The 26,994-nt window shown below is 39.6% G+C and carries 23 protein-coding genes; 16 read left to right on the forward strand and 7 right to left on the reverse strand.

The annotated features are described in order from the left end of the window. Positions 1-44 precede the first annotated feature (44 nt). On the reverse strand, positions 45-1,211 hold the full coding sequence (locus tag MJY40_RS01895) for a DUF2812 domain-containing protein (protein ID WP_317855392.1): 1,167 nt from the start codon (positions 1,209-1,211) through the stop codon (positions 45-47). Positions 1,212-1,452: 241 nt separating this feature from the next. Beyond that, positions 1,453-2,745, reverse strand: coding sequence for a DUF2812 domain-containing protein (locus MJY40_RS01900; RefSeq protein ID WP_317855393.1), 1,293 nt, complete (start codon positions 2,743-2,745; stop codon positions 1,453-1,455). Positions 2,746-3,423: 678 nt separating this feature from the next. Between MJY40_RS01900 and MJY40_RS01905 the strand changes: the two genes are divergently transcribed. Beyond that, a complete protein-coding gene (locus tag MJY40_RS01905; RefSeq protein ID WP_317855394.1) occupies positions 3,424-4,593 on the forward strand; it encodes an AI-2E family transporter in 1,170 nt (389 codons plus the stop codon). Positions 4,594-4,621: 28 nt separating this feature from the next. Beyond that, on the forward strand, positions 4,622-5,182 hold the full coding sequence (locus MJY40_RS01910; RefSeq protein ID WP_317855395.1) for a VanZ family protein: 561 nt from the start codon (positions 4,622-4,624) through the stop codon (positions 5,180-5,182). A 45-nt stretch (positions 5,183-5,227) separates the two neighbouring features. On the opposite strand, the gene prpE is transcribed toward MJY40_RS01910, so the two are convergent. After that, positions 5,228-6,013: a bis(5'-nucleosyl)-tetraphosphatase PrpE gene (gene prpE / locus MJY40_RS01915; RefSeq protein ID WP_317855396.1), complete on the reverse strand. Its 786-nt coding sequence runs from the start codon at positions 6,011-6,013 to the stop codon at positions 5,228-5,230. A 135-nt stretch (positions 6,014-6,148) separates the two neighbouring features. Between prpE and MJY40_RS01920 the strand changes: the two genes are divergently transcribed. Beyond that, complete coding sequence (locus tag MJY40_RS01920; protein ID WP_317855397.1) at positions 6,149-6,403, forward strand: hypothetical protein; 255 nt, start codon at positions 6,149-6,151, stop codon at positions 6,401-6,403. A 112-nt stretch (positions 6,404-6,515) separates the two neighbouring features. On the opposite strand, the gene MJY40_RS01925 is transcribed toward MJY40_RS01920, so the two are convergent. Together MJY40_RS01925 and thyA are read right to left on the reverse strand one after the other, a co-directional pair. Next, positions 6,516-7,019 carry a dihydrofolate reductase gene (locus tag MJY40_RS01925; RefSeq protein WP_317855398.1) on the reverse strand — a complete coding sequence of 168 codons (504 nt, stop codon included), beginning with the start codon at positions 7,017-7,019 and terminating at the stop codon, positions 6,516-6,518. A gap of 10 nt (positions 7,020-7,029) precedes the next feature. Beyond that, positions 7,030-7,860 (reverse strand): thymidylate synthase, encoded by an 831-nt coding sequence (gene thyA / locus MJY40_RS01930; RefSeq protein ID WP_317855399.1) that lies wholly within the window; start codon positions 7,858-7,860, stop codon positions 7,030-7,032. Between the two features lie 449 nt (positions 7,861-8,309). Between thyA and MJY40_RS01935 the strand changes: the two genes are divergently transcribed. The 10 genes from MJY40_RS01935 (at position 8,310) to MJY40_RS01980 (ending at position 19,771) form a co-directional block, all read left to right on the forward strand. Further along, complete coding sequence (locus MJY40_RS01935; RefSeq protein ID WP_317855400.1) at positions 8,310-9,434, forward strand: LysM peptidoglycan-binding domain-containing protein; 1,125 nt, start codon at positions 8,310-8,312, stop codon at positions 9,432-9,434. 82 nt (positions 9,435-9,516) lie between these two features. Continuing rightward, complete coding sequence (gene rho / locus MJY40_RS01940) at positions 9,517-10,911, forward strand: transcription termination factor Rho (RefSeq protein WP_317855401.1); 1,395 nt, start codon at positions 9,517-9,519, stop codon at positions 10,909-10,911. A 136-nt stretch (positions 10,912-11,047) separates the two neighbouring features. Continuing rightward, complete coding sequence (gene rpmE, locus MJY40_RS01945) at positions 11,048-11,251, forward strand: 50S ribosomal protein L31 (RefSeq protein WP_317855402.1); 204 nt, start codon at positions 11,048-11,050, stop codon at positions 11,249-11,251. A gap of 415 nt (positions 11,252-11,666) precedes the next feature. Next, positions 11,667-12,623: a DUF1385 domain-containing protein gene (locus MJY40_RS01950; RefSeq protein WP_317855403.1), complete on the forward strand. Its 957-nt coding sequence runs from the start codon at positions 11,667-11,669 to the stop codon at positions 12,621-12,623. Next, on the forward strand, positions 12,601-13,467 hold the full coding sequence (prmC, locus tag MJY40_RS01955; RefSeq protein ID WP_317855404.1) for a peptide chain release factor N(5)-glutamine methyltransferase: 867 nt from the start codon (positions 12,601-12,603) through the stop codon (positions 13,465-13,467). Before MJY40_RS01950 ends, prmC begins: the two co-directional genes overlap by 23 nt. Before the next feature lie 465 nt (positions 13,468-13,932). Continuing rightward, entirely contained in the window at positions 13,933-15,009 is a 1,077-nt protein-coding gene (prfA, locus tag MJY40_RS01960) for a peptide chain release factor 1 (protein WP_317855405.1), read from the forward strand. A gap of 82 nt (positions 15,010-15,091) precedes the next feature. Next, on the forward strand, positions 15,092-15,643 hold the full coding sequence (locus MJY40_RS01965; protein ID WP_317855406.1) for a chromate transporter: 552 nt from the start codon (positions 15,092-15,094) through the stop codon (positions 15,641-15,643). Continuing rightward, entirely contained in the window at positions 15,640-16,212 is a 573-nt protein-coding gene (locus MJY40_RS01970; RefSeq protein WP_317855407.1) for a chromate transporter, read from the forward strand. Before MJY40_RS01965 ends, MJY40_RS01970 begins: the two co-directional genes overlap by 4 nt. A gap of 472 nt (positions 16,213-16,684) precedes the next feature. Next, the gene (locus MJY40_RS01975; RefSeq protein WP_317855408.1) at positions 16,685-17,131 is read left to right on the forward strand and encodes a hypothetical protein; all 447 of its coding nucleotides are present in this window, start codon (positions 16,685-16,687) and stop codon (positions 17,129-17,131) included. A gap of 192 nt (positions 17,132-17,323) precedes the next feature. Next, entirely contained in the window at positions 17,324-19,771 is a 2,448-nt protein-coding gene (locus MJY40_RS01980; RefSeq protein WP_317855409.1) for a glycogen/starch/alpha-glucan phosphorylase, read from the forward strand. Between the two features lie 250 nt (positions 19,772-20,021). Here the strand turns inward: MJY40_RS01980 and MJY40_RS01985 are convergent, their stop codons facing one another. Together MJY40_RS01985 and MJY40_RS01990 are read right to left on the reverse strand one after the other, a co-directional pair. Next, positions 20,022-21,608 (reverse strand): Lcl C-terminal domain-containing protein, encoded by a 1,587-nt coding sequence (locus MJY40_RS01985; RefSeq protein WP_317855410.1) that lies wholly within the window; start codon positions 21,606-21,608, stop codon positions 20,022-20,024. Between the two features lie 243 nt (positions 21,609-21,851). Beyond that, positions 21,852-23,063, reverse strand: coding sequence for a S8 family peptidase (locus tag MJY40_RS01990; RefSeq protein ID WP_317855411.1), 1,212 nt, complete (start codon positions 23,061-23,063; stop codon positions 21,852-21,854). Positions 23,064-23,334: 271 nt separating this feature from the next. Here MJY40_RS01990 and MJY40_RS01995 point away from each other — a divergent pair, with 271 nt between their 5' ends. The 3 genes from MJY40_RS01995 to dctP all read left to right on the forward strand — a co-directional run bounded on the left by MJY40_RS01995 (position 23,335) and on the right by dctP (position 26,959). Beyond that, complete coding sequence (locus tag MJY40_RS01995) at positions 23,335-24,678, forward strand: mandelate racemase/muconate lactonizing enzyme family protein (protein ID WP_317855412.1); 1,344 nt, start codon at positions 23,335-23,337, stop codon at positions 24,676-24,678. Positions 24,679-24,881: 203 nt separating this feature from the next. Continuing rightward, positions 24,882-25,799, forward strand: coding sequence for an RraA family protein (locus tag MJY40_RS02000; RefSeq protein WP_317855413.1), 918 nt, complete (start codon positions 24,882-24,884; stop codon positions 25,797-25,799). Positions 25,800-25,888: 89 nt separating this feature from the next. Continuing rightward, positions 25,889-26,959 carry a TRAP transporter substrate-binding protein DctP gene (dctP, locus tag MJY40_RS02005; protein WP_317855414.1) on the forward strand — a complete coding sequence of 357 codons (1,071 nt, stop codon included), beginning with the start codon at positions 25,889-25,891 and terminating at the stop codon, positions 26,957-26,959. Positions 26,960-26,994 lie beyond the last annotated feature (35 nt).

Below are 26,994 nucleotides of genomic sequence, written 5' to 3' on the forward strand. Positions count from 1 at the left end.
TATATGATTAATGTACCACCAATCCTAGAAGATGGCAATGATATTTACTTCATCATTTTGGCAAACAAATCCAAATGCTTGCTGATATCCGTCATTTCTTCTGCGCCAACATAATGATAATATCCAGAAACAATTATATTCCCCTTTTGCATCCAAAAGGAAGTGTAATCACCTCGCACATCTTGCAAATACACTGCATCCAAACCGTCATATTCCACAGTGGTCACATCCAAATCTCGTTTTTCTGTATCCACCAAGGTTTCCAAAACAGGTTCCACTAAAAAATCTGTAGGAATGTAGTAATAATCAAACTGCATACTGGCAATTTGGTAGTTGGGGTCATCTGTATTTTGGGAATACCCTTGTAACCAAATATCATACTGGACAGGTGCAAAAAAGCTGGATTTCTCCAAATAATAATGGCTTTCAAAGGGTACATTGCCATCAGACAACACCTCTAAGGAAACATAAGGAATGGGCTTTGTGGTATCCTTTACATCTTTTGCGTCTACAAAAGGTACGCTTGATTCGAACAAGCTCAAAATCAAACAAACGATAGCAAAAGTTTGTATGCCCAGTTGTGCTATGGCAGACATACCACGAAATGGATGTGGGATATAGGGTTCTTTGCGTTCTTCTTCTAATATGGAAATATCCTTTGCATAGCGTTTCAATCGCTTGTGGATATGCCCTTCAGCAATACTTGCAAATGGTATGATTACAAGTAGAACAAGGGTGTATATTATAGTACGTATATGCCAAGGCTCCAGAACAAAATCAAGGAAGAAATCCTGGATGTAAAAGATAAATATAGCAAGAAGGGGAAGAAGTAAACCAATGCCTATACTATTGCGGACACTACTGCCTTTTATGGCTTTTGCCATGACTTCTTGTTGTTGTTCTAGTGGTATGGGGATTTCTTTGGGTGTTTCCAAATTTGTTTTGTATAAATGGAATTTGCCATCTAGGTGGTCAACAAATTGCCAATCATTTGCAGAAAACAACTCACGTTCTTCTGGTGTGGGTGCTTCTCGTTTTTTTATGGAAACTGGAACAAAACGGTATGTCATACGTTCTGGTGTGCCTTCTTCAAAATGAATGAAAGTAGAACCCAAACTGATGACAAATCGCCCAAGCTCTGCCTGCTCTGCGAGATAATGCTCTGTTGCCACAAAGTCATATCTGCTGTATGGAAATAATCGAGTTGCCATGAGGTGCTCCTTTCATATGGTGCCTGTTTTTGTGGTGTTTTGTGGGCGGCTTTGTAGGGGAGGATATCATCCTCCAGCAAGCTAAGATCCTTCGTTCCTCAGGATGACAAAACCGAATTGTCATTCTGAATGTTTGACACCTGTGTCAAAGAGTGAAGAATCTTTTCGGTCGATTTGTGAATCGCCCCTACAATTCAATATTCGGTTTTTGTTTGTAGGGGAGGACCTGCGTGTCCGCCCGTCATTTCATCACTTCTGCAAACAAATCCAAATTTTCTGTAATCACTTCTTTTTTGCCACCAACATAGGCTCCTGATACAATCACATTGTCTTCTAAGAACCAGAAAGCAGTCCAGCCCTCATTGACAGAAGCCATATATGCTTTATCCATCAAATCTGTATCAATGGGGTGTTTGTCTTCTGCATCCATACCAAAACCAACAGGAACACCATCATTAGAATTTATCCAAGCATCAAAGGTGATTTCTGCCAATTGGCTGGAAGTGACTTCATAATAATTCCAGTATAAGGTAATTTGATTTGTAGAAGTCATTTGTCCATGATCTAAGGTTGTGATGACGTTTTGGTTACCTGTTTGTTTCATAGCATACTGTGTGGGTGCAAAAATGGTGTATTCTTCTTTGTAGGAACTTTCTTGATACTTTACAGTGCCACCTGTCAATTTTTCTAAGGAAATTTGTGGCACAGAAGCGAGTGCTTCTTCTGTAGAAATCCAATCTTCGTCTACCACAGTGTCATCGCTCTGTTCTCCTAAAATGGTGTGTGTACCAGAATCATCTGTCATCTCTATGGTAATCCAATCATCAGAAAAAGCAGTGCAACCCCAAAGCCAGAGAAAAAGAACGCCAATAATGGGAATCAAAAAACCAGCAAAAGCGTGCATTGCACTGACCAATAAATGAGGAGCGGTGGTCACCATATCTTCTTCACGGTCAAAGGTGAGATTTTTGATGTCTGTGGCATAGCTTTTGATGTTGTGCAAGGATTTCCTTGTGATACCACGTCCAAAGGGCAAAGTCAACAAGAAAAGCAATATGGAAAAATGGTCTAAGATAGCTTCTTGGAATAAAATAAATTCATGGAAATTGTGTAGAAACAAGAATGCAAAAACCCCCAAAGCAATGATGATGAGTGTGACGCATAGTATGTATTCTTTTTGGAAACGTTTGGAAAGTGAGTGAAAACGCTCTTGTTGCACCTCATCTTCCAGTGGAATTTCCTTTGGATAATCTTCTTTGTTTTGGAATACCAAAAAACGTTCGTCCAAATGGTTGACAAATTCCCAGCCAGCAGCAAAAAAGAGTTCTGTTTCTTCTGGTGTAGGCTCTACACGCTTGTCAGAAGCATCCAAAGGTATGAAACGGTATGTTACTTTCTGTGGCATGTCTTTGTTTCCTGTCACAAAAAAAGTACCAAAATGAGTTGGAAAGAAGCCTTCGTCAGCCAAATCAGAAAGCCAGTGTTCCATATGTGCAATGTCCAGACGATGGACTGGATATAGTTTTTTAGCCATAATAGCCTCCTTATGATATGGGTTATGATGGATACTATGTAGGGGTGACGTTTCGTTACCCGTTATTATAATTGCCCTGCCAACGAACTGTCATTCAGAGGAGCATAGTGACGAAGAATCTTTGGTTTTGCGGTCGATTCGTGAATCGCCCCTACAACTGCATATTTGAGTTTGTGGCAATTTATAATGGGATGCCCGGGACGCCATCCCCTACAAACATCTTTTTGCTTTAGGGTTTGTATCAGTAATTAAAAGGTGAGGGGCTTGTCACTCACGGTCTAATCGTAGGGTTTACACTATTACACTTCCTACTTCCAGGGGGATATATAAGGGGGTCTTGACCACCTTATAGCGTGGCTCCACGCCTTTGCAAAGAGTGGCAGCTTTTGTTACTTTTCACTGTTGAAAAGTAAGGTATAATTTTTTCAAATCTCTAATATTTGAAAAAATTATAGACTTGAATTATTTCATACACTTCCTGCCTACTACACATTATATAAATAACATAAATGAATATCTTTTTTTCCATAGTATACCACTATTTGTTAAAGACATCACATCCCTATCAAAACCTTAAGAAATTCTTTAAGAACCTTTTTCCTATATACGTTGTGATTTTTGTCATAGGGTGATATACTAAATGAAATTATATTGCACATAGCCTTAGGAGGGTTTTATATGGATTTGAACAAAGAAAATATCAAGAAAATGAGGGGTCTCATTGTATTCACCATTGTGGTTTTGATTGGTGTGTATCGCTATGAAGTGGTTTTGGATTTGGCATCTTTTGTGACAGGTGTGTTTGCACCTTTGATTGCTGGATGTGCCATTGCCTTTATTTTGAGTGTACCTATGGCAAAATTTGAAAAGTTGTTTGCAAACAATAAGACTGGAAAAGCCAATCCATATGCAACACCTTTGCGTTTGATTTTATCCATTTTACTGTTGACTGCCATCTTGGTTTTGGTCATTGGTGTTGTGTTGCCAGAAGTTGCAAGTACTGTTTATTCTTTGGCAAATACCCTGCCTACACAAATCGAAGCAGTGATTTTGGATGTGCAAACCAAGTTGAGTCAATATCCAGAACTTGCAGAAAACCTAGCAGAAATGAACATAAGTATGTCAGAAATCAATATGAATTGGGAAAGCATTTTGAAAAGCATTGCCAGCATTATGCAAACAGCAGCAACCAGTTTTTTGAATTCCTCAATTGGTATCATTGGCAATGTGGTCAGTGGTTTTGTTACCTTCTTTGTGGGCTTTGCTTTTGCTTGTTACATCTTGTTGCAAAAGAAAAATTTGGCTCGTCAAGGTCGCAAATTGTGCTTTGCCTATCTATCTGAAACCAAAGCAAATAGAGTGCTCTACATTTGTAGCTTGACCTATCAAACCTTTGCAAACTTTCTTGCAGGTCAATGCTTGGAAGCAGTGATCCTTGGAGCATTGTTCTTCATCTCTATGACCATTTTTGGCTTGCCATATGCCCTTTTGATTGGTGTTTTGATTGCATTTACAGCACTGATTCCTATTTTCGGTGCATTCATTGGTTGTATCGTAGGTGCATTTTTGATTTTGACAGTAAACCCTATGCAAGCCTTGATTTTCATAGGTTGGTTCTTGATTTTGCAACAATTAGAGGGTAATCTCATCTATCCAAAAGTAGTGGGTGGTTCCGTTGGTTTGCCTTCTATTTGGGTCTTGGCAGCAGTCACTGTTGGTGGCGGTCTGTTTGGCATTATGGGCATGTTGGTGTTCATTCCATTGGTGTCTGTGTTGTATGCACTTTTAAGGGAGCAGGTTGCGTTGCGATTGGAAGAAAAGCAAATTACAGAAAGTAGTTTGGAATAGGATTGTATTGGAAAATGGGGTACCATAAATGAGTGTGCAAAATATTTTACTGTATGTGGAACGTGCTTTTTATTTTGCAGTGGTTGTAGGTGCGATTTGGACAGGGATATACTTTTTTCTGTATCACAAAAAACGAAACAATATCCCATGGTTTCTTTGTATTTTGGTATGGGTATGCTATTTGTCTGCATTGGTACAAATCACTGTAATTCGAGATTTTACAACCTTTTTTACAATAGATATGGATGCTTATTCTTTGGTGAGTATACAACCCATTCCACTGAAAACTACCATAGAAGCAGCAACTTTAGGGCTGTATTCCCTTGTGTATCATACAATTGGAAATATGGTTTGGTTTTTGCCATTTGGTTTTTTGGCACCCATTGTATATCCTAAGATATCCATGAAAAAAGTAGTTTGTTTTGCAGGTCTTATGTCCATAGGGATTGAAATTTTGCAGTTTGTTTGTCAAAGTGGCATCAGTGATATAGATGATACCATACTCAATGTTTTTGGTGCGATGGTTGGATATTTGGGGTATGTTACAATTGGACATGTTGTACAAAGTAAAAGAAAAATAGAGTCATAAAAAAGGGGTATGCGTGAGCATACCTCTTTGTACATTTGAATCATTTTAAAAATCAGATGTTCCTTTATATACTGCATAAGCAGTGCCTTCTACTTGCACAATTTCCTTTTCTGGATATCGAAATGCAGTCAAAGCACCACCATAAACACAACCTTGGTCAATATCAATGGTTTGGTTCACCACAACAGCATCACGCACCACAGTATGTCCATATACCACAAAGGCATCGCCTTGATACAATGCACCCCAATCCAAACGATGAGGTCTACCATGTTCGTTGACTTCGCCAGTGGTTTCACCATACAAGCAAACAGCACGAATTTTATTGGAGAAATGTCCAATGGATTCAGCAGGCAAGCCACCATGTACCACAGCCAATTTCTTTTTGTCCAACAAAAGATAGTAACATTGGCTTTCGTAACAAGTCATGTATCTTTGACGAAAAGCACGTTGATCATCCTTGGAAAGTGCTTCATATTCCGATAGGGTACACTCCATATCCTTGGAAATATGCACCTTGTTTCCTAGAAAATAACGATATAATTTATTGCAGTGGTTGCCATGAATCCAATGTGCACCAGCATATGCAATGTGATCCATCCAAAAGTAAATGCACTGTAGATTTTTGGGTCCTTTGTCTGCCAAATCCCCAACGGAAATCAATTTTCTGCCTTCAGGATGTATGTAAAGTCCGTTTTTGTTTTCATATCCCAATTTTGTAACAAGGGCAATCAATTCGTCATAACAGCCATGTATGTCGCCAATGATATCAAACTGATTGTTCTTAAATTCCAGAATACGAAAGTTACGTTCTCTGCTTTTGTTCATCATATCCCCCTTTCTGATAATTTTGGTCATTTGCATCTATCATATCATAAATTTACAGAAAAGTGGTGAATTTTTTTGGAACTTTCTTGTGAATTGCAACATATAGTTGTAAAAATGAGAAAAAAAGGTGATGTGTATATGTACCAAGATCGTAGAAATGTGGGCAGACAAACCCAGTTTACACAAGGATATCCCAGACAAGTGATGCCAGAAAAGCAAGAAGAATGCAAAGAAATGGAACCAGAAGTGGAATTGAAAGCCAAAGAATGTGATTGTGACTGCGATTGTAGTTGCAACAGCAACTGTGGATGTAATGCAGAGTGTGATACAGGTTGTGGCAATGGAAATAGTGGACTTTTGTTGTTGGTGTTATTGCTTTTGTTTTGGAATTGATGCAATCAAAAAGGAGCGATGAGGGCATCGCTCCCTACAAAGGTTGAAATATTGATGTTTGTATTTTGTAGGGTGGATTCCATATCCACCCGTAATCTTATATGAATGTATTTTAAAAACTTTGTACATCTTGGTTTTCATAACAAACAAATGCATACAAAACACCATCTTCTTCCAAAACTTTACCCGTATCCACAACAGACCAATTTGCATCCACATCCAAATTTGGGAAGTGGGTATCGGCTGGATAAGCTGCTTGTATTTTGGTGATATATGCACGCTTACAATGGGGCAACAATTGTTTGTAAATGGATCCACCACCAATGACAAAAATGGTTTCATCTGCAAATTTGGAAAGCACTTCAGGCAATTCTTCCAAACCATAACAAAGGGTGACACCTTCAGCAACATAGTCTTTGTTTTGCGTCAATACAATGTGTTCTCTTTTGGGCAATGGTTTTTTGTTTGGGAAGGATTCCAAGGTTTTTCTACCCAAAACCAAAACATTTCCTGTGGTCATTTCACGAAAACGCTTCAAATCTCCTTTGATGGGACGCAACAAATCCCCATCTCGACCAATACCCCAATTTGCATCCACTGCAACAATCAAATCCATAAAATCCTCCTTATACCGCAACAGGCACACGTCCAATAGGAGCACCATGTTGATAGTCTTCCACAATGAAATCGTCTACTGTAAATTCATAGAAATTGGTTACATCTGGGTTGAGACGTACCTTTGGTGCAGGCATAGACTCTCTTGCAATCAAATCTTTGATGATATCCACGTGGCGATCGTAAATGTGCATATCGCTGATGACATGAATCAATTCACCAGCTTGCAAGCCAGATGCTTGTGCAAACATCATGAGGAGTGCAGAATATTGCACCACATTCCAGTTGTTGGCAGCCAATGTATCTTGAGAACGTTGGTTCAAAATTGCATTTAAAGTATCACCAACCACATTGAAAGTCATGCTATAGGCACATGGTTCCAAACCCATTTCAGACAAATCAGCAAAGTTATAAATATTGGTCATAATGCGACGAGAATAAGGTGTGTGCTTCAGTTGCCACAACACATTATCCACCTGATCCATTTTACCATGTTTGAAGTCATATTCCACAGCCAATTGGTATCCATATGCTTTGCCAATGGAGCCATCTGCATCTGCCCAAGAATCCCAAATTTTACTGTTCAAATCGTTGATGTTATTGGATTTCTTTTGCCAAATCCAAAGAATTTCATCAATGGCTGCTTTCCAATTGGTGCCACGCAATGTGAGCAGTGGAAACTCCTCTTGTAAGTTGTAGCGGTTCACAACACCAAAGGTTTTGATGGTGTAGGCAGAAGTACCATCTTCCCATTTGGGACGTACCTTTTCTTGTTCTGTGGACATGCCATGTTCCAATATTTGTTTGCAATTTGCAATGAATACTGCGTCTGCTTTGCTCATGTTGACTCCTCCTGGTTCTATAGTGATTGTTTTTATATTTGATGTTGATGTTATATGGAAACGGTTGATTCGTGAATCAACCCTATACTTTTTGTCTATTATACCATACTTCCAAAAGATTGCTAGACTTTGTTTTTGTACAAGTTTCACTTTTCCAGTAGAATCAAGGCTTTTTGCATAAATTTACAAAAATTATCCATACTAATTGCAAATGCAAATATGTGCTATTTGAAAAAATATAGCAAAATTATTTTTTTCATTATATTTAGGTAGAAAGTATATGGAAAAATATAAAAAATCTTATTTTTTTCTGAATTATTTCAGAAACAGACCCATGTGTTGTTGACACTTAGTGTGGAAAAATGTAAAATAATACAATAAAGGTAATTTGTACATTGGGGAAGTTTGTAAAATAAATAAAATTAGAATATCTTGTGGAGGTATATAATATGATGGATGATAGAACAGGGAATGTCAATTCAAATTCAGTTGCTCGCAGAACCAGCAGAGCAAGGGAAGTTGGGCAATATACAGAACCAGGTGAAATTTCCGATGAAGTGAAAGCATATTTGGATCAAACACATCCTTTGCGTCAAAATCGTGAAGCACAAGGGCGTGTGCCTCAAGGTCGTGAATCTCAAGGGCGTGTGCCACAAAATCGTGATTCCTATGTGAATCGCAGCTCCCAAAGAGAAGATGTGGAAGAAGTGCGTGAAGCAAGAATGCAAAGAGTGGGTTCTGAAATCGAAGGTATCAAAAGACAACCACAACAAGAAGGCGAACCTACAAGATACGTTTCCAGACGTGCAAGAAATATGAGTGAAGAACCACAAGAATTGATCATCAACAGAAATCCACAAAGTGTGCCTTCTATTGACGAGTTTGATAGTAGAGTACCTTATGTCAGTGTGATGCCACCAAGAAAGAAAACACGCACCATGGAAGATGTGGGTAGCCAAACAGCACCACCACAAAGACGTCCACAAAGAAAACCAGAAGAAGCACAACGTTTCGATGGTGCACCACAAAGACGTCCAGCACCACAAAGAGAACCAGAACGTTCCAAACAAGAACATTTGGATCGTTTGTATAGCGATTATGATGATGAAGATGAAGGCAGAATGGGTAAAATCTTGATTGTTGTGGCAATTGTTGCAGTGATTTTGATTGCATTTTTGATGTATCGCAACATCAGTACTTCTGCACAATTGGAAGAATTGCAAGCACAAGTGACACAATCAGAAGACATTACTGTAAAATACGAAGAATTGCAATTGGAAAATATGCGTTTGCAAGAAGAAATTGAATCTTTGCAAAATCCAGTGATTACAATGCCAGAAGAAGATTTGGGTGAAGCTGGTGAAGTGACAAATGTTGGTGGTGGCAGCAGCAGTAGTAGCAGCTCTTCCTTGACAAGTGGGGATTCCTACACAGTTGTCAGTGGCGATAGTTTCTGGGCAATTGCAACCAAAGTATATGGTGATGGCACCAGATATGCTGAAATTTTGTCTGCAAATGGTATGACAGAAAACGATGCTTTGAGCGTTGGTCAAGTATTGACCATTCCTAGATAAAGAATTGAAAATTCCTAGAAAAGAATTGAAAATTCCTAGAAAAGAATTGAAAATTCCTAGAAAACAAGATAGGAGCAACAGAATGATAGATTTGCAAAGTAAAACATTGGTGGAGTTGCGTGAAATTGCAAAGAACATGGGTCTCAAATCTGTAAGTGTGTTCAAAAAAGGCGAATTGATTGCTTACATTGAACGTCATGAAAAAGAGCAAGAAGCCCAAAAAGCAGCAGCAACACCAGTAGAAGAAGTGGTGGAAAAGCCAGTACCACCAATTGAAAAACCAGTGGCTCAGATAGAAAAATCAGTGAAACCCACCAAAGAAAGTTTGATGGAAGCTGGCGAAGTGGGTGAAGGTATTTTGGAAGTGATGGCAGATGGATTTGGCTTTTTGCGAGCACAAAACTTTTTGCCAGGTACAGGCGATATTTATGTATCCCCATCACAAATCAGAAGATTTCGCTTGAAAACAGGGGATAGTGTCAAAGGTTCCATTCGTGTAGCACGTGAAAATGAAAAATTTGGTGCGTTGTTATTCGTAAAATCTGTCAATGGCGATCATCCAGAACAAGTGGTGAAACGTCCCAATTTTGAGGACTTGACACCTATTTACCCAGAAGAAAAAATCAAATTGGAAACCACCAGAGAAGAATTGTCTGGTAGAATCATAGATTTGTGTGCACCAATGGGCAAAGGGCAACGTGGTATGATTGTGGCACCACCAAAGGTTGGGAAAACAGTCCTTTTGACAGAAATGGCAAATGCGATTACCAAAAATCACAAAGAAGTCCATTTGATTGTACTTTTGATTGATGAAAGACCAGAAGAAGTGACAGATATTCAACGTTCCATTGAAGGAGAAAATGTAGAAATCGTATATTCCACCTTTGATGAACAACCAGAACACCACAAACGAGTGACAGAAATGGTGCTGGAACGTGCAAAACGTATGGTGGAACAGGGAAAAGACCTTGTCATTTTGTTGGATAGTTTGACACGTTTGGCAAGAGCCTATAACTTGACCATACCACCAAGTGGCAGAACTTTGTCAGGTGGATTGGATCCAGCAGCGTTGTACATGCCCAAAAAATTCTTTGGTGCTGCCAGAAATATTGAAAATGGTGGTAGCTTGACTATTTTGGCAACTGCTTTGGTGGATACAGGTAGCAAGATGGATGAAGTTATTTTTGAAGAGTTCAAAGGTACTGGAAATATGGAATTGGTTTTGGACAGAAAGTTATCTGAACGCAGAATTTTCCCAGCAGTGAATATCATCAAATCGGGCACCAGACGAGAAGAAAAATTGCTCACAGAAAAAGAGCTGGAGTGTAATTATATTTTGCGACGTATGTCCTCATCTCTCAGCCAAATGGAAATGATTGAAGGGTTCTATGATTTGATGCGCAAAAGCAAAACAAATGAGGAGTTTATGGAGCGTTTGCCAGTATTGGAAAAGGCTCGTGGACTTTTGGATAAATAAGGCGATTTCTTTGGAAAAACCGTAGAAAAAACACGAATTGTTATTGCAATGCTGTGTGATGTATGGTAATATATTGATGTTGTCTGTAAATAACATGATTATTGATCAACAAATCTAAAGAATGAGGTGAAAAAGCATGAGAGAAGGTATCCATCCACAATACAACCAAGTAACAGTAAGATGTAACTGTGGTAATGAATTTGTAACAGGTTCTACAAACCAAGAAATCAAAGTAGAAGTTTGCTCCAAATGCCATCCTTTCTACACAGGTAGTCAAAAACTCCTTTTGGAAGCAGGCGGACGTGTGGAAAAATTCAACAAAAAATACGGCAGAAAATAATTTTGACTGCAAAAGGGTTGGGGCATATGTCCCGCCCTTTTTTTCGCAATATGGTAAAAATAATTGCCCTATTGCCAAAGAAAGGGATAAAGACAAGGTCAAAAGATTAAGACCGACGGGACTCTGTCCCATCCACCCTGCAAGCGTGCGACGCTTGACCCGTTATAAAAGATGGGCTAAAGGCGAATCGCAAGTGCGTGTAGGGTTGATTCACGAATCAACCGCAACAAGAAATGGAAATAAGCAATGGTAAGAGTGATGGCTTCTATTGCTGAAATATAACGATATGAAATAATGAATTTCGTAGGGGTGGGTCTTGACCCAACCGCAATCACCAATGGAAAGCAATTGTAGGCGGTGGCTTTGCTTGCAAAGTGATGACAGAGTCCCAAGGTCTTAAAAGGAGGGTACACAAATGAAAAAAACAAACATAGGTGGTCAGGCAGTCATCGAAGGTGTTATGATGCGTGGCAAAAAAATATATGCAATGGCAGTGAGAAATCCAGAAGGCGAAATCGTTTTGGAAACCAAAGAAGTGGGTGTGTTGCAACACAAAAAGCTATTCCGTTTGCCTATTTTTCGTGGTATGGCGGCTTTTGTGGATTCTTTGATCACAGGCACCAAAATTATGATGCGTTCTGCTGAAATTGCTGGTGAAGATTGGGCAGATGAAGAATTGTCCAAAACAGAACAATGGATTGTGGATAAATTGGGAGATAAAGTCAACGATATATTGATTTACATCAGTGTTGCGTTGTCTATGGTTTTGGGTGTTGGCTTGTTTATGCTGTTGCCTGTTTGGTTGGGTAGCTTCTTCAAAACCTTTATCCCTGTATGGGCATTGGGCGTTGTAGAAGGCTTGCTGAGAATTGTGATTTTCTTGGTGTATTTGTTCCTCATTTCACGTATGAAAGATATCCAACGTGTGTTCCAATACCACGGTGCAGAGCATAAAACCATCAGTTGTTTTGAAAGTGGTAAAGAGCTCACTGTGGAAAACGTTTTGCCATGTACCAGACTCCACAAACGTTGTGGTACCAGCTTTTTGTTGTTTGTTATGGTCATCAGTATGATCGTATTCTTCTTTGTACAAACCGATAGCATTTGGATGCGTTTTGCATCTCGAATTGTGTTGGTGCCTTTTGTTGCAGGCATTTCCTATGAAGTGATTCGTTGGGCTGGCAATTCTGAAAGCAAGATTGTAGAATGGATCAGCAAGCCTGGTTTATGCTTACAAAAGATTACAACAGCAGAGCCAGATGGTGCGCAAATTGAAACAGCAATTGCAGCTATGAAAGGCGTTTTGGCAGTGGAACCAGAAGAAAATGAGTCAGAAGGAATCGAATCAGATGAAACCAAATCAGAAGAATAAGACCATTGCAACCCTTTTGCAAGAGGGTAAAGATGCATTGCGTGTGGCAAAAAAAGAAAATGCTGTCTTTGAAGCAGAGTGGCTTTTGATGGAAGCGACTGGCTTATCAAGGGTTTCTTTGTTGATTGATGGTGATCAAGAAGCGACTGAGGATTGGGTGGCAATATACGAAACATGGATAGGTGAACGCCTGCAAAATCGACCATTGCAATATATCATTGGTCACTGTGGATTTATGGGTTTGCCTTTTTCTGTTGGAGAAGGAGTTCTCATACCAAGAGCAGATACCGAAATCTTGGTGGAACGAGTGCTTGCAGTTGCAAAGGTTGAAGATTTGCGAACAGTGGTGGATTTTGGCACAGGTTCTGGATGTATTCCCATTTCTTTGGCATACTATGGAAATATGCAAGCAATTGGTGTGGACATTAGCCCCAAAGCTTTGGCATATGCTAGAAAAAATGGCACAGACAACAATGTGGATGTGACATGGTTGGAAAGTGATTTGTTCACCAATTTACCCAATCAAACCTTTGATTGTATCGTATCCAATCCACCTTATATCCAAGCAAAAGTGGTGGAAGAATTGATGCCAGAGGTTAAGGATTTCGAACCACGAAATGCATTGGATGGTGGCGTAGATGGATTGATTTTCTATCGTCAAATTACAGAACAAGCACCCAATTACTTGAAAGATGGCGGTTGGTTGTTCTTTGAAATTGGTTATGACCAAGGGTCAGACGTCCAAGAATTGATGGAAACACGTGGCTTTGTCCATTGTATAGTGGAACAGGACTTGGCTGGACTGGATAGAGTTGTCTATGGAAAATGGCAGATCAAAAGATAAAGGTCAAAATCAAAAGATAAGACCTTGGGGACTAGTCCCCAATACCCCTACAAGCGTGCGACGCTTGACCCGATTATTAAGGCAAAAATTATATTTTTGCAATGAAATTTGATTTGAGATATCTTGTAGGGGAGGATATCATCCTCCAGTATTATAGGATACGATGCCTACATGTACCATTATAAATTACCACAACACATAAATACGATATCATTGTAGGGGAGGATATCATCCTCCAGTATTATAGGATACGATGCCTACATGTACCATTATAAATTACCACAACACATAAATACGATATCATTGTAGGGGCTGCCCTGTGTGGCTGCCCGTAAATCATAATGATAATATCCCTGTGGTCAAGTATTGACCACCTATAAAGTTTGAATCAAAACTTTTCAAAGTTTTGCGGGGAGTGGGGCAGAGTCCCACGGTCTTGCACTTGATTTTTAAAGAGGTGAAAATATGTTTGAACGTTTGGCAGAATTAGAAGGAAAATACATCCAGTTGGCAGATCAAATCAATGACCCAGATGTCATTGCAAACCAGACAAAATGGCGTCAACTGATGAAAGAATATAGCGATATGACACCTCTTATGGAGGGGTATCAAGAATACCAACAATTGACAGCAACCATCGAGGAAAGTTTGGAAATGCTGGCAGAAAAACTAGACGATGAGATGCGTGAATTGGTGAAGGAAGAGTTATCAGAAAGCAAATCTCGTTTGGTGGAATTGGAGAAAGAAGTGACTATCTTATTACTACCAAAAGACCCTAATGACGATAAAAATGTCATTGTGGAAATTCGTGGTGGTGCTGGTGGCGATGAAGCGGCATTGTTCGCAGGCGATTTGTTCCGTATGTACGCAAGATACGCAGACGCCAGACGTTGGAAAACAGAAATCATGAACATCAGCGAAAGCGACTTGGGTGGGTATAAAGAAGTCTCCTTTATGATTACAGGTAAGGGTGCCTATTCTCGTTTGAAATACGAAAGCGGTGTCCATCGTGTGCAACGTATCCCAACCACAGAAAGCGGTGGTAGAATCCATACTTCCACAGTTACAGTGGCGGTTATGCCAGAAGCAGAAGCATTGGATGTGCAAATCGATATGAACGATGTGCGTATTGATGTATTTCGTGCATCGGGAAATGGTGGCCAGTGTGTCAATACAACAGATTCTGCTGTGCGTATGACCCATTTGCCAACAGGAATCACGGTTTCTTGTCAAAATGAAAAATCCCAATTGAAAAATAAGGATCAAGCATTGAAGGTGTTGTATGCTCGTTTGTATGCAAGGGAACGTGAAGCATATGACGCTGCCATCTCTGCAGAACGTAAATCCCAAGTGGGTACAGGAGATAGAAGTGAACGCATTCGTACCTATAACTTCCCACAAGGACGTGTCACAGACCATAGAATTGGCTTGACACTCCATAAAATTGAGTCTATACTCGGTGGTGATTTGGATGAAGTGATGAACGCACTGGTTACCACAGACCAAATGGAGAAAATGAAAGCAAGTGGCTTTGCAGAGTGAAATATATACGCAATTGATACGGGTAGCCACATAGGGCTGCCCCTACAAAAATCAATACTACATCAAAAATTCGAGGTGTTTTATGAACATACTTTGGCAATTATTTACTTCTTTTTCACGCATAGGTGCATTTACCTTTGGTGGTGGCTATGCCATGTTACCATTGTTGCAACAAGAAGTTGTAGAAAAAAGAGGTTGGTCAACAGAAGATGAAATTTTGGATTATTTCGCCATTGGTCAATGTACACCAGGTATTATTTTTGTGAACACAGCCACATTTGTAGGCTACAAACAAAAGGGTGTTTTGGGTGCTATTTTTGCAACTCTAGGTGCCATCACACCATCTATCATCATCGTCATGATTATTTCTTCTGTCCTGAATGGATTTGCAGATTTGCCAGTGGTGCAACATGCATTTGGCGCCATTCGTGTAGTGGTGGGTGTGTTGATTTACAATGCAGTTTCTGGAATGTGGAAGAAATCTGTAGTGGATAAACTTTGTGTTTGTGTGGTGTTTGTGGCATTTTTCATTGCAACTTGTACCACAATTTCACCTGCATGGATTGTATTTGGTGCAACTGTTTTTGGTTTATTCCTTGGTAAAATGGGTTACAAAGGAGGCGCCAAACAATGACAGGTTTTTTGACTTTGTTCTGGGAATTCTTTGAAATTGGTTTGTTTTCTGTTGGTGGCGGCTTGGCAACTTTGCCATTTTTGTATCGCTTAGCAGAAAAATACCCTTGGTTCACAACAGAAGCCATTTCGGATATGATCGCCATTTCAGAATCCACACCAGGACCTATGGGTGTGAATATGGCAACCTATACAGGCTTCCAATTTGGTAGTGTTTTGGGCAGTATTACAGCTACATTTGGTTTGGTTTTGCCTTCTGTCATCATCATTATTTGGGTGTCTAAATTCTTGGAAAAATTCCGTAAAAATAAGCATGTAGAAGAAGTGTTTTATACGTTGCGACCAGCGGTAACAGGGCTTATTGCATCTGCTGGATGTAGTGTTTTGCTGACTTCTTTGTTCCATTTGGATGCAGTTGAAGTGGTATCTTTGGAAAATATCAGTAGTTGGATTGGTGTGAAAGAATGCATTTTGTTTGTGGCAATGCTGATTTTGACCAAGAAAAAGAAAATACATCCCATTGCAATCATTGTCATAGGTGCTGTGATTGGAATTGTATTTCAATTTTAATTTTAATAAGGATAATCAACCGGTGGAAACATCGGTTTTTTTATTGGGATGAAATGGGGCATATGGTTGTATATTGTCAGATTTTGATGTATAATATGAAATGGAATGCTGTTTGGCGGTTGGTCACTTCCTAGTTAGAAGGGAGGTGATGCATATGATTACATACTCTGAGTTGTTTCAACTGGGTATACTGATTGTAGCGATTATTTCCTTGTGTTTACGCAAGAAATAAAAAAGCCGCCTAACAAAAGTTAAGCGGTTCCACATGATTTGGACTAACCGCCTGACCAAAGGCAGCATCCTTTGCGCATACAATACCATATTTTTGTGTATTTGTCAATGCGTGAAATGGCACTCCATGGCTCTTGTAGCTGTGGGGTGTTTTTTATTTCGTTCACAATATACCTGCCATTTCGTCATGATTTCTTTCCAACACCCATACACTATTCTATATGGTTTTGGAGGGATGGATATGGAAATTTGGTGGATAGCACCCATATATGTACTATTGTTTTGGATTTGCAAAGTGAAGCATTGGCATATGGATTGGTTCTTCACATTTCTAGAAGGTATCTTTTTGGCACAGTATTGCTTTTTCTATTTGCCTGAAATTTTCCAGCGACAAGTGGCAGTTGCAACTGTTTTTGTACTCCTTGGAATTTTGCTTGGAAGTGGTGTAGAGTCTTATTTACCAAGGTTTTTGGAGCGAATTGTGTCACCAATTCTATTTTTTTGTTGTGTGACCATTTTGTGTGGTGTTTCCTTTGGTTTTGTTCATGGTGTGTTAGGTGGCATGGGTTTATACTATGCTGCAAGTGCAATTTTACCTGATATCACCTATCGTAAGGAATATTTTGCCATTGCCTTTGGCGGAATTGTAGGCTTTTTGCTTGGAACTTTGCTTATATTTTACCAATAATTAAAGGGATTTTATTTGCAAATGGGAAATGCCTTTGTTATAATGATGAAAGATTGTGTGATATTGGGATACATGGGGAGATGTTGTAACTGGGCATTGCAACATAGATTCATCCATATCACTGTTATACGATTGTGTCGACAGATTGGTTGGATTACAACCAAGGGAATTGTATATATTGGAGGCGTTCACATGCAAAAAATGAGCAAAGATGAATTGAAACAACGCATTAGAGAAAATGTAAAAACTTTGTACCGTAGAACTTTGGAAACCGCAACACCAGAAGAAATTTACCAAGCAACTGTATTCACACTTCGTGATTTGGTGACAGACCAATGGATTGAAACACACGATGCCTATGCAGACCAAAACCCTAAAATTGTGTACTATCTTTCCATGGAATTTTTGATGGGTCGTTTCCTTGGCAATGCAATGATTAGCTTGGGACTTGACAAAGAAATCAAAGAAGTATTTGAAGAATTGGGCGTAGATTACAACGCAGTGGAAGATGCAGAACCAGATCCGGGTCTTGGCAATGGTGGTTTGGGACGTTTGGCTGCTTGTTTCTTGGATTCTTTGGCAACTATGGAATTGCCAGCATACGGTTGTGGTATCCGTTACCACTATGGTATTTTTGAACAACAATTGCAAGACAAAAAACAAGTGGAATTGCCTGATAACTGGTTGAAAAATGGCGATCCTTGGGGTATTCGTAGAAGCGAATATTCTGTAGATGTCAAATTTGGTGGTACTGTACAAGCAGTCAAAAAAGAAGATGGCACCTATAAATTTGAACAAAAAGATTACAACTGTATCGTTGCAACACCTTATGACTACCCTGTTATTGGTTGCGACAATGGTACTGTCAATACACTTCGTTTGTGGGATGCAGAAGCAAAGAACAAATTCAACTTGCAATCCTTCAATGAAGGGGATTACGAAAAAGCAGGTAAAGAACAAGTTTTAGCAAAAACACTCACAGATGTTTTGTATCCAGCAGACGAACATTATGCAGGTAAAGAGTTGCGTTTGAGCCAACAATACTTCTTCATTTCTGCAACAGTACAACGTGTTATCGCAAGATTTTTAAAACGTGATTCCGATTGGGATATGTTGCCAGAAAGAGTTGCGTTCCAACTCAATGACACACATCCTTCCATTGCAGTTGCAGAGTTGATGCGTGTATTGATTGATGAATATGAATTGGAATGGGATCACGCTTGGGCAATCACAACCAAAGTGTGTGCATACACAAACCATACCATTTTGTCTGAAGCATTGGAAAAATGGCCAGTGGACTTGTTCAGCAGATTGTTGCCACGTATTTACCAAATCATCGAAGAAATCAACAGACGTTTCTGTGCTGAACTCATTGAAACTTATGGAAATGACTACGAAAAAATCCATAACATGGCAATTGTAGCAGATGGACAAATTCGTATGGCACATATGGCAATTGTAGGTGGTCACTCCGTGAATGGTGTTGCTGCTTTGCATACAGAAATCTTGAAAAGCCAAGAACTTCGTGATTTCTATGAACTCTATCCAGAAAAATTCAACAACAAAACAAATGGTATCACCCAAAGAAGATGGTTGTTGCATGCAAATCCAAAATTGTCTGCTCTTGTAGGTGAAAAGATTGGTTATGACTGGGTGAAAGAATTGTCTGGTTTGGAAAACTTGATTCCATATGCAGATGATGCAGCTTTCAAAAAATCCTTCATGGAAGTGAAAAAAGCAAACAAACAAGCGTTGGCAGACTACATTTTGAGAACAAAAGGCATTGTCATCAATCCAGAAAGTATCTTTGATATCCAAGTGAAGAGATTGCATGAATACAAACGTCAATTGCTCAATGTGTTGCATATCATTGGCTTGTACAATAGATTGAAAATGAACCCAGGTATGGATATGATGCCAAGAACCTTTATCTTTGGTGCAAAAGCTGCTGCTGGTTATAGACGTGCAAAACTCATCATTGAGCTCATCAATAGCGTTGCAGAAGTGGTGAACAACGATCCATCCATCGAAGGCAAAATCAAAGTTGTGTTTATGGAAAACTACAGAGTTTCCTTGGCAGAACTGATGATTCCTGCTGCTGATGTCAGTGAACAAATCTCCACAGCTGGTAAAGAAGCATCTGGTACAGGTAACATGAAATTTATGCTAAACGGTGCTTTGACCATTGGTACTATGGATGGTGCAAATGTGGAAATCTTTGAAGAAGTTGGCGCAGAAAACATCTTCATCTTTGGTATGAGTGCAGAAGAAGTTCATGCAAAATACAACGACCATTATGACCCATGGAGCATCTACAACATGAACCAAGAAGTACGTATGGCTATGACTTCTTTGATTGATGGTACTTTCCATGAAAATACAGAACAATTCAGAGAAATCTACGATGCGTTGCTCAATGGTTATGGTGGTAGCAGAGCTGATGAATACTTCGTTTTGGAAGATTATGCGGATTATTCCAGAGCTTACTGGGAAGTGGATGCTGCATATCGTGATGCAGACAAATGGGCAAAAATGGCAATCATCAATGTTGCAAAAAGCGGTAAATTCTCCAGTGATAGAACCATTGGTGAATATGCAAAAGACATTTGGAACTTGAAACCAATCCATGTTGGTGAATAAGAGTATAACCCACTTGTAATAGAATCAATGGAAATGGAAACAGCCTTATATTTTGTATAGGGCTGTTTTTTTATTTTCACTTCAAGATAAAGGGGCTTTACATGAACAATTTTCGGTACGCATACAATGCGTACCCTACACTATATAAATTAGGTTGCATTCAGTTTAATTGGGAGCATGAAAATAAGCAAAATAAAACCACCAGCAAATGCTGATGGTCTGAATGAAATATCGTTTCATAGAATATCTTTTAATCTACATTACGTACCAAACGTACAGAGTTCAAAATATTATCTTCACCTTCTGACAAAGCAGAGGAACCTTCATATTTTGGTGAGAATCTGACTGCACCTGCACCATGTGAAGTATAGCCAAATGCTACATACCATGCAGAATCATAATCAGGTGACATTTCACTGAAGTAAGCAGAAGTGCTGGTCCAGAAGTAATAATTTTCGTTTTCAGCCAGTTCTGTACAAGAGAAATAATCTTGATTGATGGCTGGATAGGAACCATCATAGTTGACAATACTTTGCAATTCCTTCACATCTGGCAATCTCCAGTCGTCATAATCTGCAAATTCAGAGCTTTCTGCCAAAGTAAGAGCTTCTTCCCAATCCACAGCAACACCAAGGTCAACTTCCATCCACATCAAACCAGATGCATTGTCTGTTACAGTGCCATCACCATTGTCTGTGTAATCTTCAGCACCATATACATCACCACGAACAGCACGTACATATTTGCCCATTACAGCAGTATCAGATGGATATGCTTTGATGTGACCTGTTGTGTGGTTGACACCAAATGCGATATCACCCAATCTGGAATCGCCTTCTACTTGGTTGTATTCAGCAGTCCAATATTGACCATCTTCTTTGGAGTTTGCATCCATAGAATCGCCATCAGCAGAACCTTCCATTGGAGGTGCCATTTCAGCAGAACCCATATCGCTAGGGGCATCAGTAGGCATTTCACGTTCACCAGACATGCCACCTTGTTGACCACCCATACCACCTTGTTGCATAGCAGCATCAGGAGCAGAGCCTTCAGCCATCATTTCACGTTCGCCAGTCATACCAGCTTGTTGACCACCCATGCCACCTTGTTGCATAGCCATATCGCCAGCAGTGTCTGTCATTTCACGACCACCTTGCATTGCCATATCACCAGTCATACCTTCAGCAGGCATTTCACGATCAGTCATACCACCTTGACCGCCACCACCTTGTTGCATTGCCATATCCCCTTCAGGAGCAGCCATTTCACCTGTGCCACCTTGAGGAGAACCACCTTGTGGAGAACCATCTTGCATGCCACCAGCCATGGTCATATCGTCAGCAGTTTCATCAAAAGCAAAGTAATCTGTGTCCAAATAAGGCCAGCCTGTTGAGAAATCGCTGATGGAGAAGAGTTCTTCTACTGTCGGCAAACGCCAATCATCATAACCACCAATGGTCAAGCTTTCGCAATAAGCAACTGCTTCTTCCCATGTCATTTTGCCACCATCTGGAATGGTGATCCAAGTAAGACCTGTGTTGTTGTCATAGGTGGTGCCATCGTCATTCAAAGTGAAGGAGAAAGCAAGACTGTCATAATCTCCATCTTGACCATAGAACGCATCACCAGCAGATGTGGTTATGACATTACCATCACCATCATAAGTTGTGGTTTGACCTGTTGTCACAATTGGGCTACTGAATCCTGTGGTACTTGCTGTAACAGTTGTTGTGGTGCTGTTGCTATTGTCTTCCACTGGTGTTTCGGTGGTGGAACTGCCACATGCAGTCAAACCAACACAAGTGCAAAGCATCAAAGCTGTGATTCTTCTTTTCATATTACATACCTCCGTTTTTGTTTTCGTTTCGTCACTTTATGTAAACCATATGTTATGGACGTTGTTCAGTTTATAAGTCCAACCTAAAATAAACTTTAAAAAATAATAGATTTAGGAGTTTCTAATAAATGGGTCTGGATTTTAAGATATGCGTTGCTATGCCAAAAACAACGGGTGGTCACATAGGACCACCCCTACATAAAGATGAAATATATTAGGTTTTGTCATCTTGAATTGAGATTATTAGGATAACACCTTCAGCAACACCTCATATACATTGATGATGTTACAGTTGGTTGTCATGGAAGATTGCATGGTTGTTTGTGTTGTTACAGGTGTATTGTTGACAGGCATATTGGTCATAGGTGTGTTTTGCACTGCTTGTATTCTGGCAATTGGTTGCAAAGTTGGCGGTGTGTTTGGTGTTGCAACTTGTGTGTTTTGCATTGCTGTTTGTGTATTTGGAGTGGTTGGAACAGGAATTGCAGCAGTATCGTCTCGCAATAACTCTGTCAATTCTGCAACAGTCAAATCAGCATTTTCTGAAAGCAAGATTGCAGCAGCACCAGAAACCACAGGAGCAGCCATGCTAGTACCATCTTGATAAGCATATTGATTATCCAAATAGGTGCTCAAAACATCCACACCAGGTGCATAGGCATCAATGCAATCTCCATAATTGGAGAATTCAGCCACCAAATTGTCCACTGTAGCAGCAGAAACTGTGAATACACCATCTATATTTGCAAGGGACAATGGAGCACAAAGGGTACCATCATTGCCAGCAGCCACAACTACGAAAACATTGGCTTCCAAAGCAGTTTCAATGGCAGAACGCACTTCTGGTGTGATCACATCAGCACCCAAACTCAAATTGATGACATTGGCACCTTGTTCCACAGCGTATAAAATACCTTTGGCAATGTTGGCAGTTTCACCAGCACCATCTGCATCCAAGACCTTAATGGGAATGATATTTACATCCAATTCACCAGCCATACCAGAAATACCAACGCCATTGTTGGCTTCTGCTGCAATGATACCAGAAACATGTGTACCATGACCATTGTCATCTATTGGGTCGCTATCGTTGTTTACAAAATCGTAACCCAAATCCACACGCACACGGTTTTCCAAATCTTCGTGGGAATAATCCACACCCGTATCCACAACTGCAACCAAAACACTGGAATCGTTGGTGATGCTTTCCCAAGCCAAATCAGCACCGGTTTCTGTAATTGCCCATTGATAAGAAAGATATGGGTCATCGTAAATTTGATTGGTTTCTACCTGTGGTGCTTGTTGGTTCATTTGATTGCGATCCACAATTTCACGGTTGATGGGTTGGTTCAAATGATAGGCTTCCACAGTTGCAGCAGAAACGTTTATGCTAGAGGTACCAACCATACCCACAATGAGAGTGATTGCCAGTAGTAGACTTGTTGTTTTTTTCATAAGAGACCTCCTGTTTGATTTATAATTTGAGAATATTGTATCTATCCAACCTAAAATAAACTTTAAAGGTGCGGTCTATATCTGGTGAAACATATCACTACAAAAGGCGTCTATGTGAAAATAGTTCTTTTTATCTATAATTTGGAATTGGATTTTTATAAAATATCGTAATATATCACACAAAGATAATAATATATTCGTTTGGGATTAGAAATAATTGTGATATGATTTATATAATAACAATGGTGTGAATATAAAGGAGATGACATGTATGGAACACACAAAAATTTGTCCAGCAACTCTAAAAATTACAGATATGAGATTTGCAGATATTGATGGTGCACCAAAGAGATGTACATTGCTAAAAATTTATACCAATCAAGGGTTGGTTGGTTATGGTGAAGTGCGAGATGCTGCCAGCAAAACATTTGCTTTGATGCTCAAAAGTCGCATTTTAGGTGAAAATCCATGTAACGTAGATAAAATCATGAACAGAATCAAGCAATTTGGTGGACACTCCAGACAAGGTGGCGGTGTTTCTGGTATTGAAATTGCATTGATGGACTTGGCAGGCAAAGCATATGGGGTACCTGCATACCAGCTATTGGGTGGGAAATATCGAGAAAAGATTTGTGTATACGCAGATACAGACGTAGAAGGCAAACATGGTGGCAAAGAAATGGGTCAGGCTTTGCAAAAACGTATGGATATGGGATTCACATTTTTGAAGATGGATTTGGGCATTGGTTTGCTCATCAATGAAGAAGGAACATTGTGTGCACCAAAGGGATTTTTGGATGACATGAAAGTATATGCAAATCATATTTTGGATACACAAGCAGGCTCTGTTACAGCACAAATGCAAAACAAACTGGTTAAGAGTTATCAAATGATTACCACACCACATCATGCAACAGGAATCCATATCACAGAAAAAGGTTTGGATTATTTGGAAAATTACATCAAAGAAGTACGTTCTGTGATCGGTTATGAAATTCCATTGGCAATTGACCATTTTGGGCATGTATCGGTGGAAGATTGCATTCGTTTTTGTAGACGTATGGAACCATATAACATTGCTTGGGTAGAAGATATGGTACCTTGGATTTATCCAAAACAACTAGCAAGACTACGCAGCGCAACCACAATTCCTGTGTGTACAGGAGAAGATATTTACTTGAAAGAAGGCTTTGCAGACTTGATGGATGCAGAAGCAGTTTCTATCATACATCCTGATGTTTTGACCTGTGGTGGTATGATGGAATTGAAAAAAATTGCAGATATTGCAACAGAAAAAGGGGTTGCAGTTGCAATACATATGGCAGAAAGTCCAATTGCTTGTATGGCAGCAGTTCATGCAGCAGCAGCAATGCAACATATTTTGGCATTGGAATTCCATTCTACAGATGTTGCTTGGTGGCAGGATATTGCCAATGGATTGCCAAAACCACTGATTGCAGATGGATATATTGGCGTTCCAGAAGCACCAGGTTTGGGGATTGAAAGCTTGAATGATGAAGTGATTGCAAAATATTTGAGTGAAGACGAACCAGGGCTATGGGAACCAACAGATGAATGGAATGATGAGTTTTCAAATGACAGAATTTGGAGTTGAGCAAAAAGTAGTTTTGTCCTATAAATAAAAGGATGGAACATTGATAAGTGTATAAAAAATATGTATAATATTGGATATAAACCATCAGCATTGCTTTTTGAAATGGGACTGGTTTACAGGTGTATATGTGTTTTGCTGAAGAATACTAAGATATTATGTATATTTTGTACACTTATGACAAATGAAGGGGGCTTGATTACACAATGTTATTTGCAAGCAAAGAAGAGATAATTACCATGACATCCCTTTGGAAAGGGGAACGTTTTGCAGATGGAAGACCAAAAGTTCCAGATAAATATTTGGATGCATTGCAAGATATGACGCTGGAAGAACTTTGGAAACCGATTTTTGTATTGGGGTATGAAAGCCAGTTTGAAGGTAGAATGCACACATTACACTCAGAATTCAATGGAGATGGCAGTGTAAACGTAAAGATGGTAGGACGTGCATTGACAGCGGCATATGTTCCCAGCAGACCCGATTTGTTTCAAGTGGGTAAAGAAGAAGCAGCTGCAAAAGGATATGCAGGTACACCAAACCAATGGATGGTGGATAGCTTACAAGAAAGAGATGTTGCAGTTGTAGATATGTATGACAAAATTTACAAAGGTACTTTCTTAGGTGGCAATTTGGCAACTGCTTTGAAGGCAAAAACCCAAAGTGGAGGTGCTGTCATCTGGGGTGGTGTTAGGGATGTGGAACAAATGAAACAAATTCCAGATATTCAAGTGTACTATAGAGGAATTGATCCGACACCCATTCGTGATTTTGCTTTGTCTGGATTCAATTGTCCAGTGAAAATTGGCAAAGCGATTTGTATGCCAGGTGATGTGGTATTTGGACACGCAGGTGGTGTTTTGTTTATTCCACCACATCTTGTGCCAGAAGTTGTAGATGGTGCAAAGAAAACACAAGTCAAAGATATGTTTGGATTTGAAATGATCCAACAAAATAAATTTACCACAGCACAAATCGATAAAAATGTTTGGACCATTGAAATGATGGATTTGTTGTTGGAATTCATCCAAAATGAAGAGTGTGCCAAAGAATATCGCACCATTGATTGGACAAAAGAATATCAAGAAGCTCATGATGGAATTGACACAGGTTCCGCAATGTAAGGGGTTGCAATACTTGTGAAAAATTTAGTACCAAATCAACAGGAAATATAACTGTAAGGATGCAAAACTACGAAAAGGAGGATTTAGGTATGAAAAAGATGTTAAGTATTACGTTGGCAATGGTTATGATGTTATCGGTGGCTGGATGTGGCTCCAGTTCCAGTTCCAGTGCAGAACCAGCAGCAGAAGAAGCTAGTGCATCAGCAGAGGTTGCAGTTGCAGAGGAAGCAGCACCAGCAGTGGATCCAGTGGTTTTGAAAATTAGTATTGCAGAAACAAGCACAGATATCAAAGCAGAAGTTTTGGCAGATATGATTGCTGAAATCGAAGCAGAAACAAATGGTGAAATTCAATTTGAAGTATACTACTCCAATGAACTTGGAACCTTGGCAGATGTTACAGAACAAATGGCTATGGGTGCAAATGTTTTGGCAGGTACATCAGGCGATTTCTATGCAAGTTATGGTTCTGCTGATATTATGGCATCTGCATTGCAATATGCACTTCCTACTATGGAAGCAGTTGACAAATTGAGTCAATCTGACTTGTTTGCTTCTTGGTGTGATGACATTGAAGCAGCATCTGGTTTGAAAGTTTTGACCTGTAACTGGTCAGCAGCACCACGTAGTGTACTTTCCACAAAAGAAGTAAGTTCTGTTGCAGATTTGCAAGGTTTGAAAGTGCGTGTGCCTGGTTTGGCAGCAGATGCATTCTTTAGTGCTTTGGGTTCTTCCACAATGAGTATGGCATTTGGTGATATTTACACCAATATGCAACAAGGTATGGTAGAAGCAGCAGAAGCACCTCTTGGCACTTTGTATGCATATTCTTTGCACGAAGTTGCAAAATATTGCTACTTGTCTGAACACAGTTTGGCACCTTCTTGTTGGGCAATGAGTGCAGCTATCTTCAACTCTTTGTCCCCAGAAAATCAAGAAATTTTGCAAAGTTCCTTGATCAAATATGGAACCATTTACGGTGAAAAAGGTTTGGAAACAGAAGCAGAATTTAGAGCAGAATTGGAAGCAGCAGGCGTACAATTTGTAGAACCTAGTGATGAAGACAAAGCAATCATGTTGCAAGCTGGCGCAGATTCCTTTGATGCATTCCCAGAAATGACACCTGGTTTGGCAGATGAAATTGCAAAAATCATTGGATAATGTGTTTTGTAATCAATATTTGAAATGAATAGTGG

This window comes from Chakrabartyella piscis, from assembly GCA_030067835.1.
GTDB lineage: Bacteria > Bacillota > Clostridia > Lachnospirales > Anaerotignaceae > Chakrabartyella > Chakrabartyella piscis.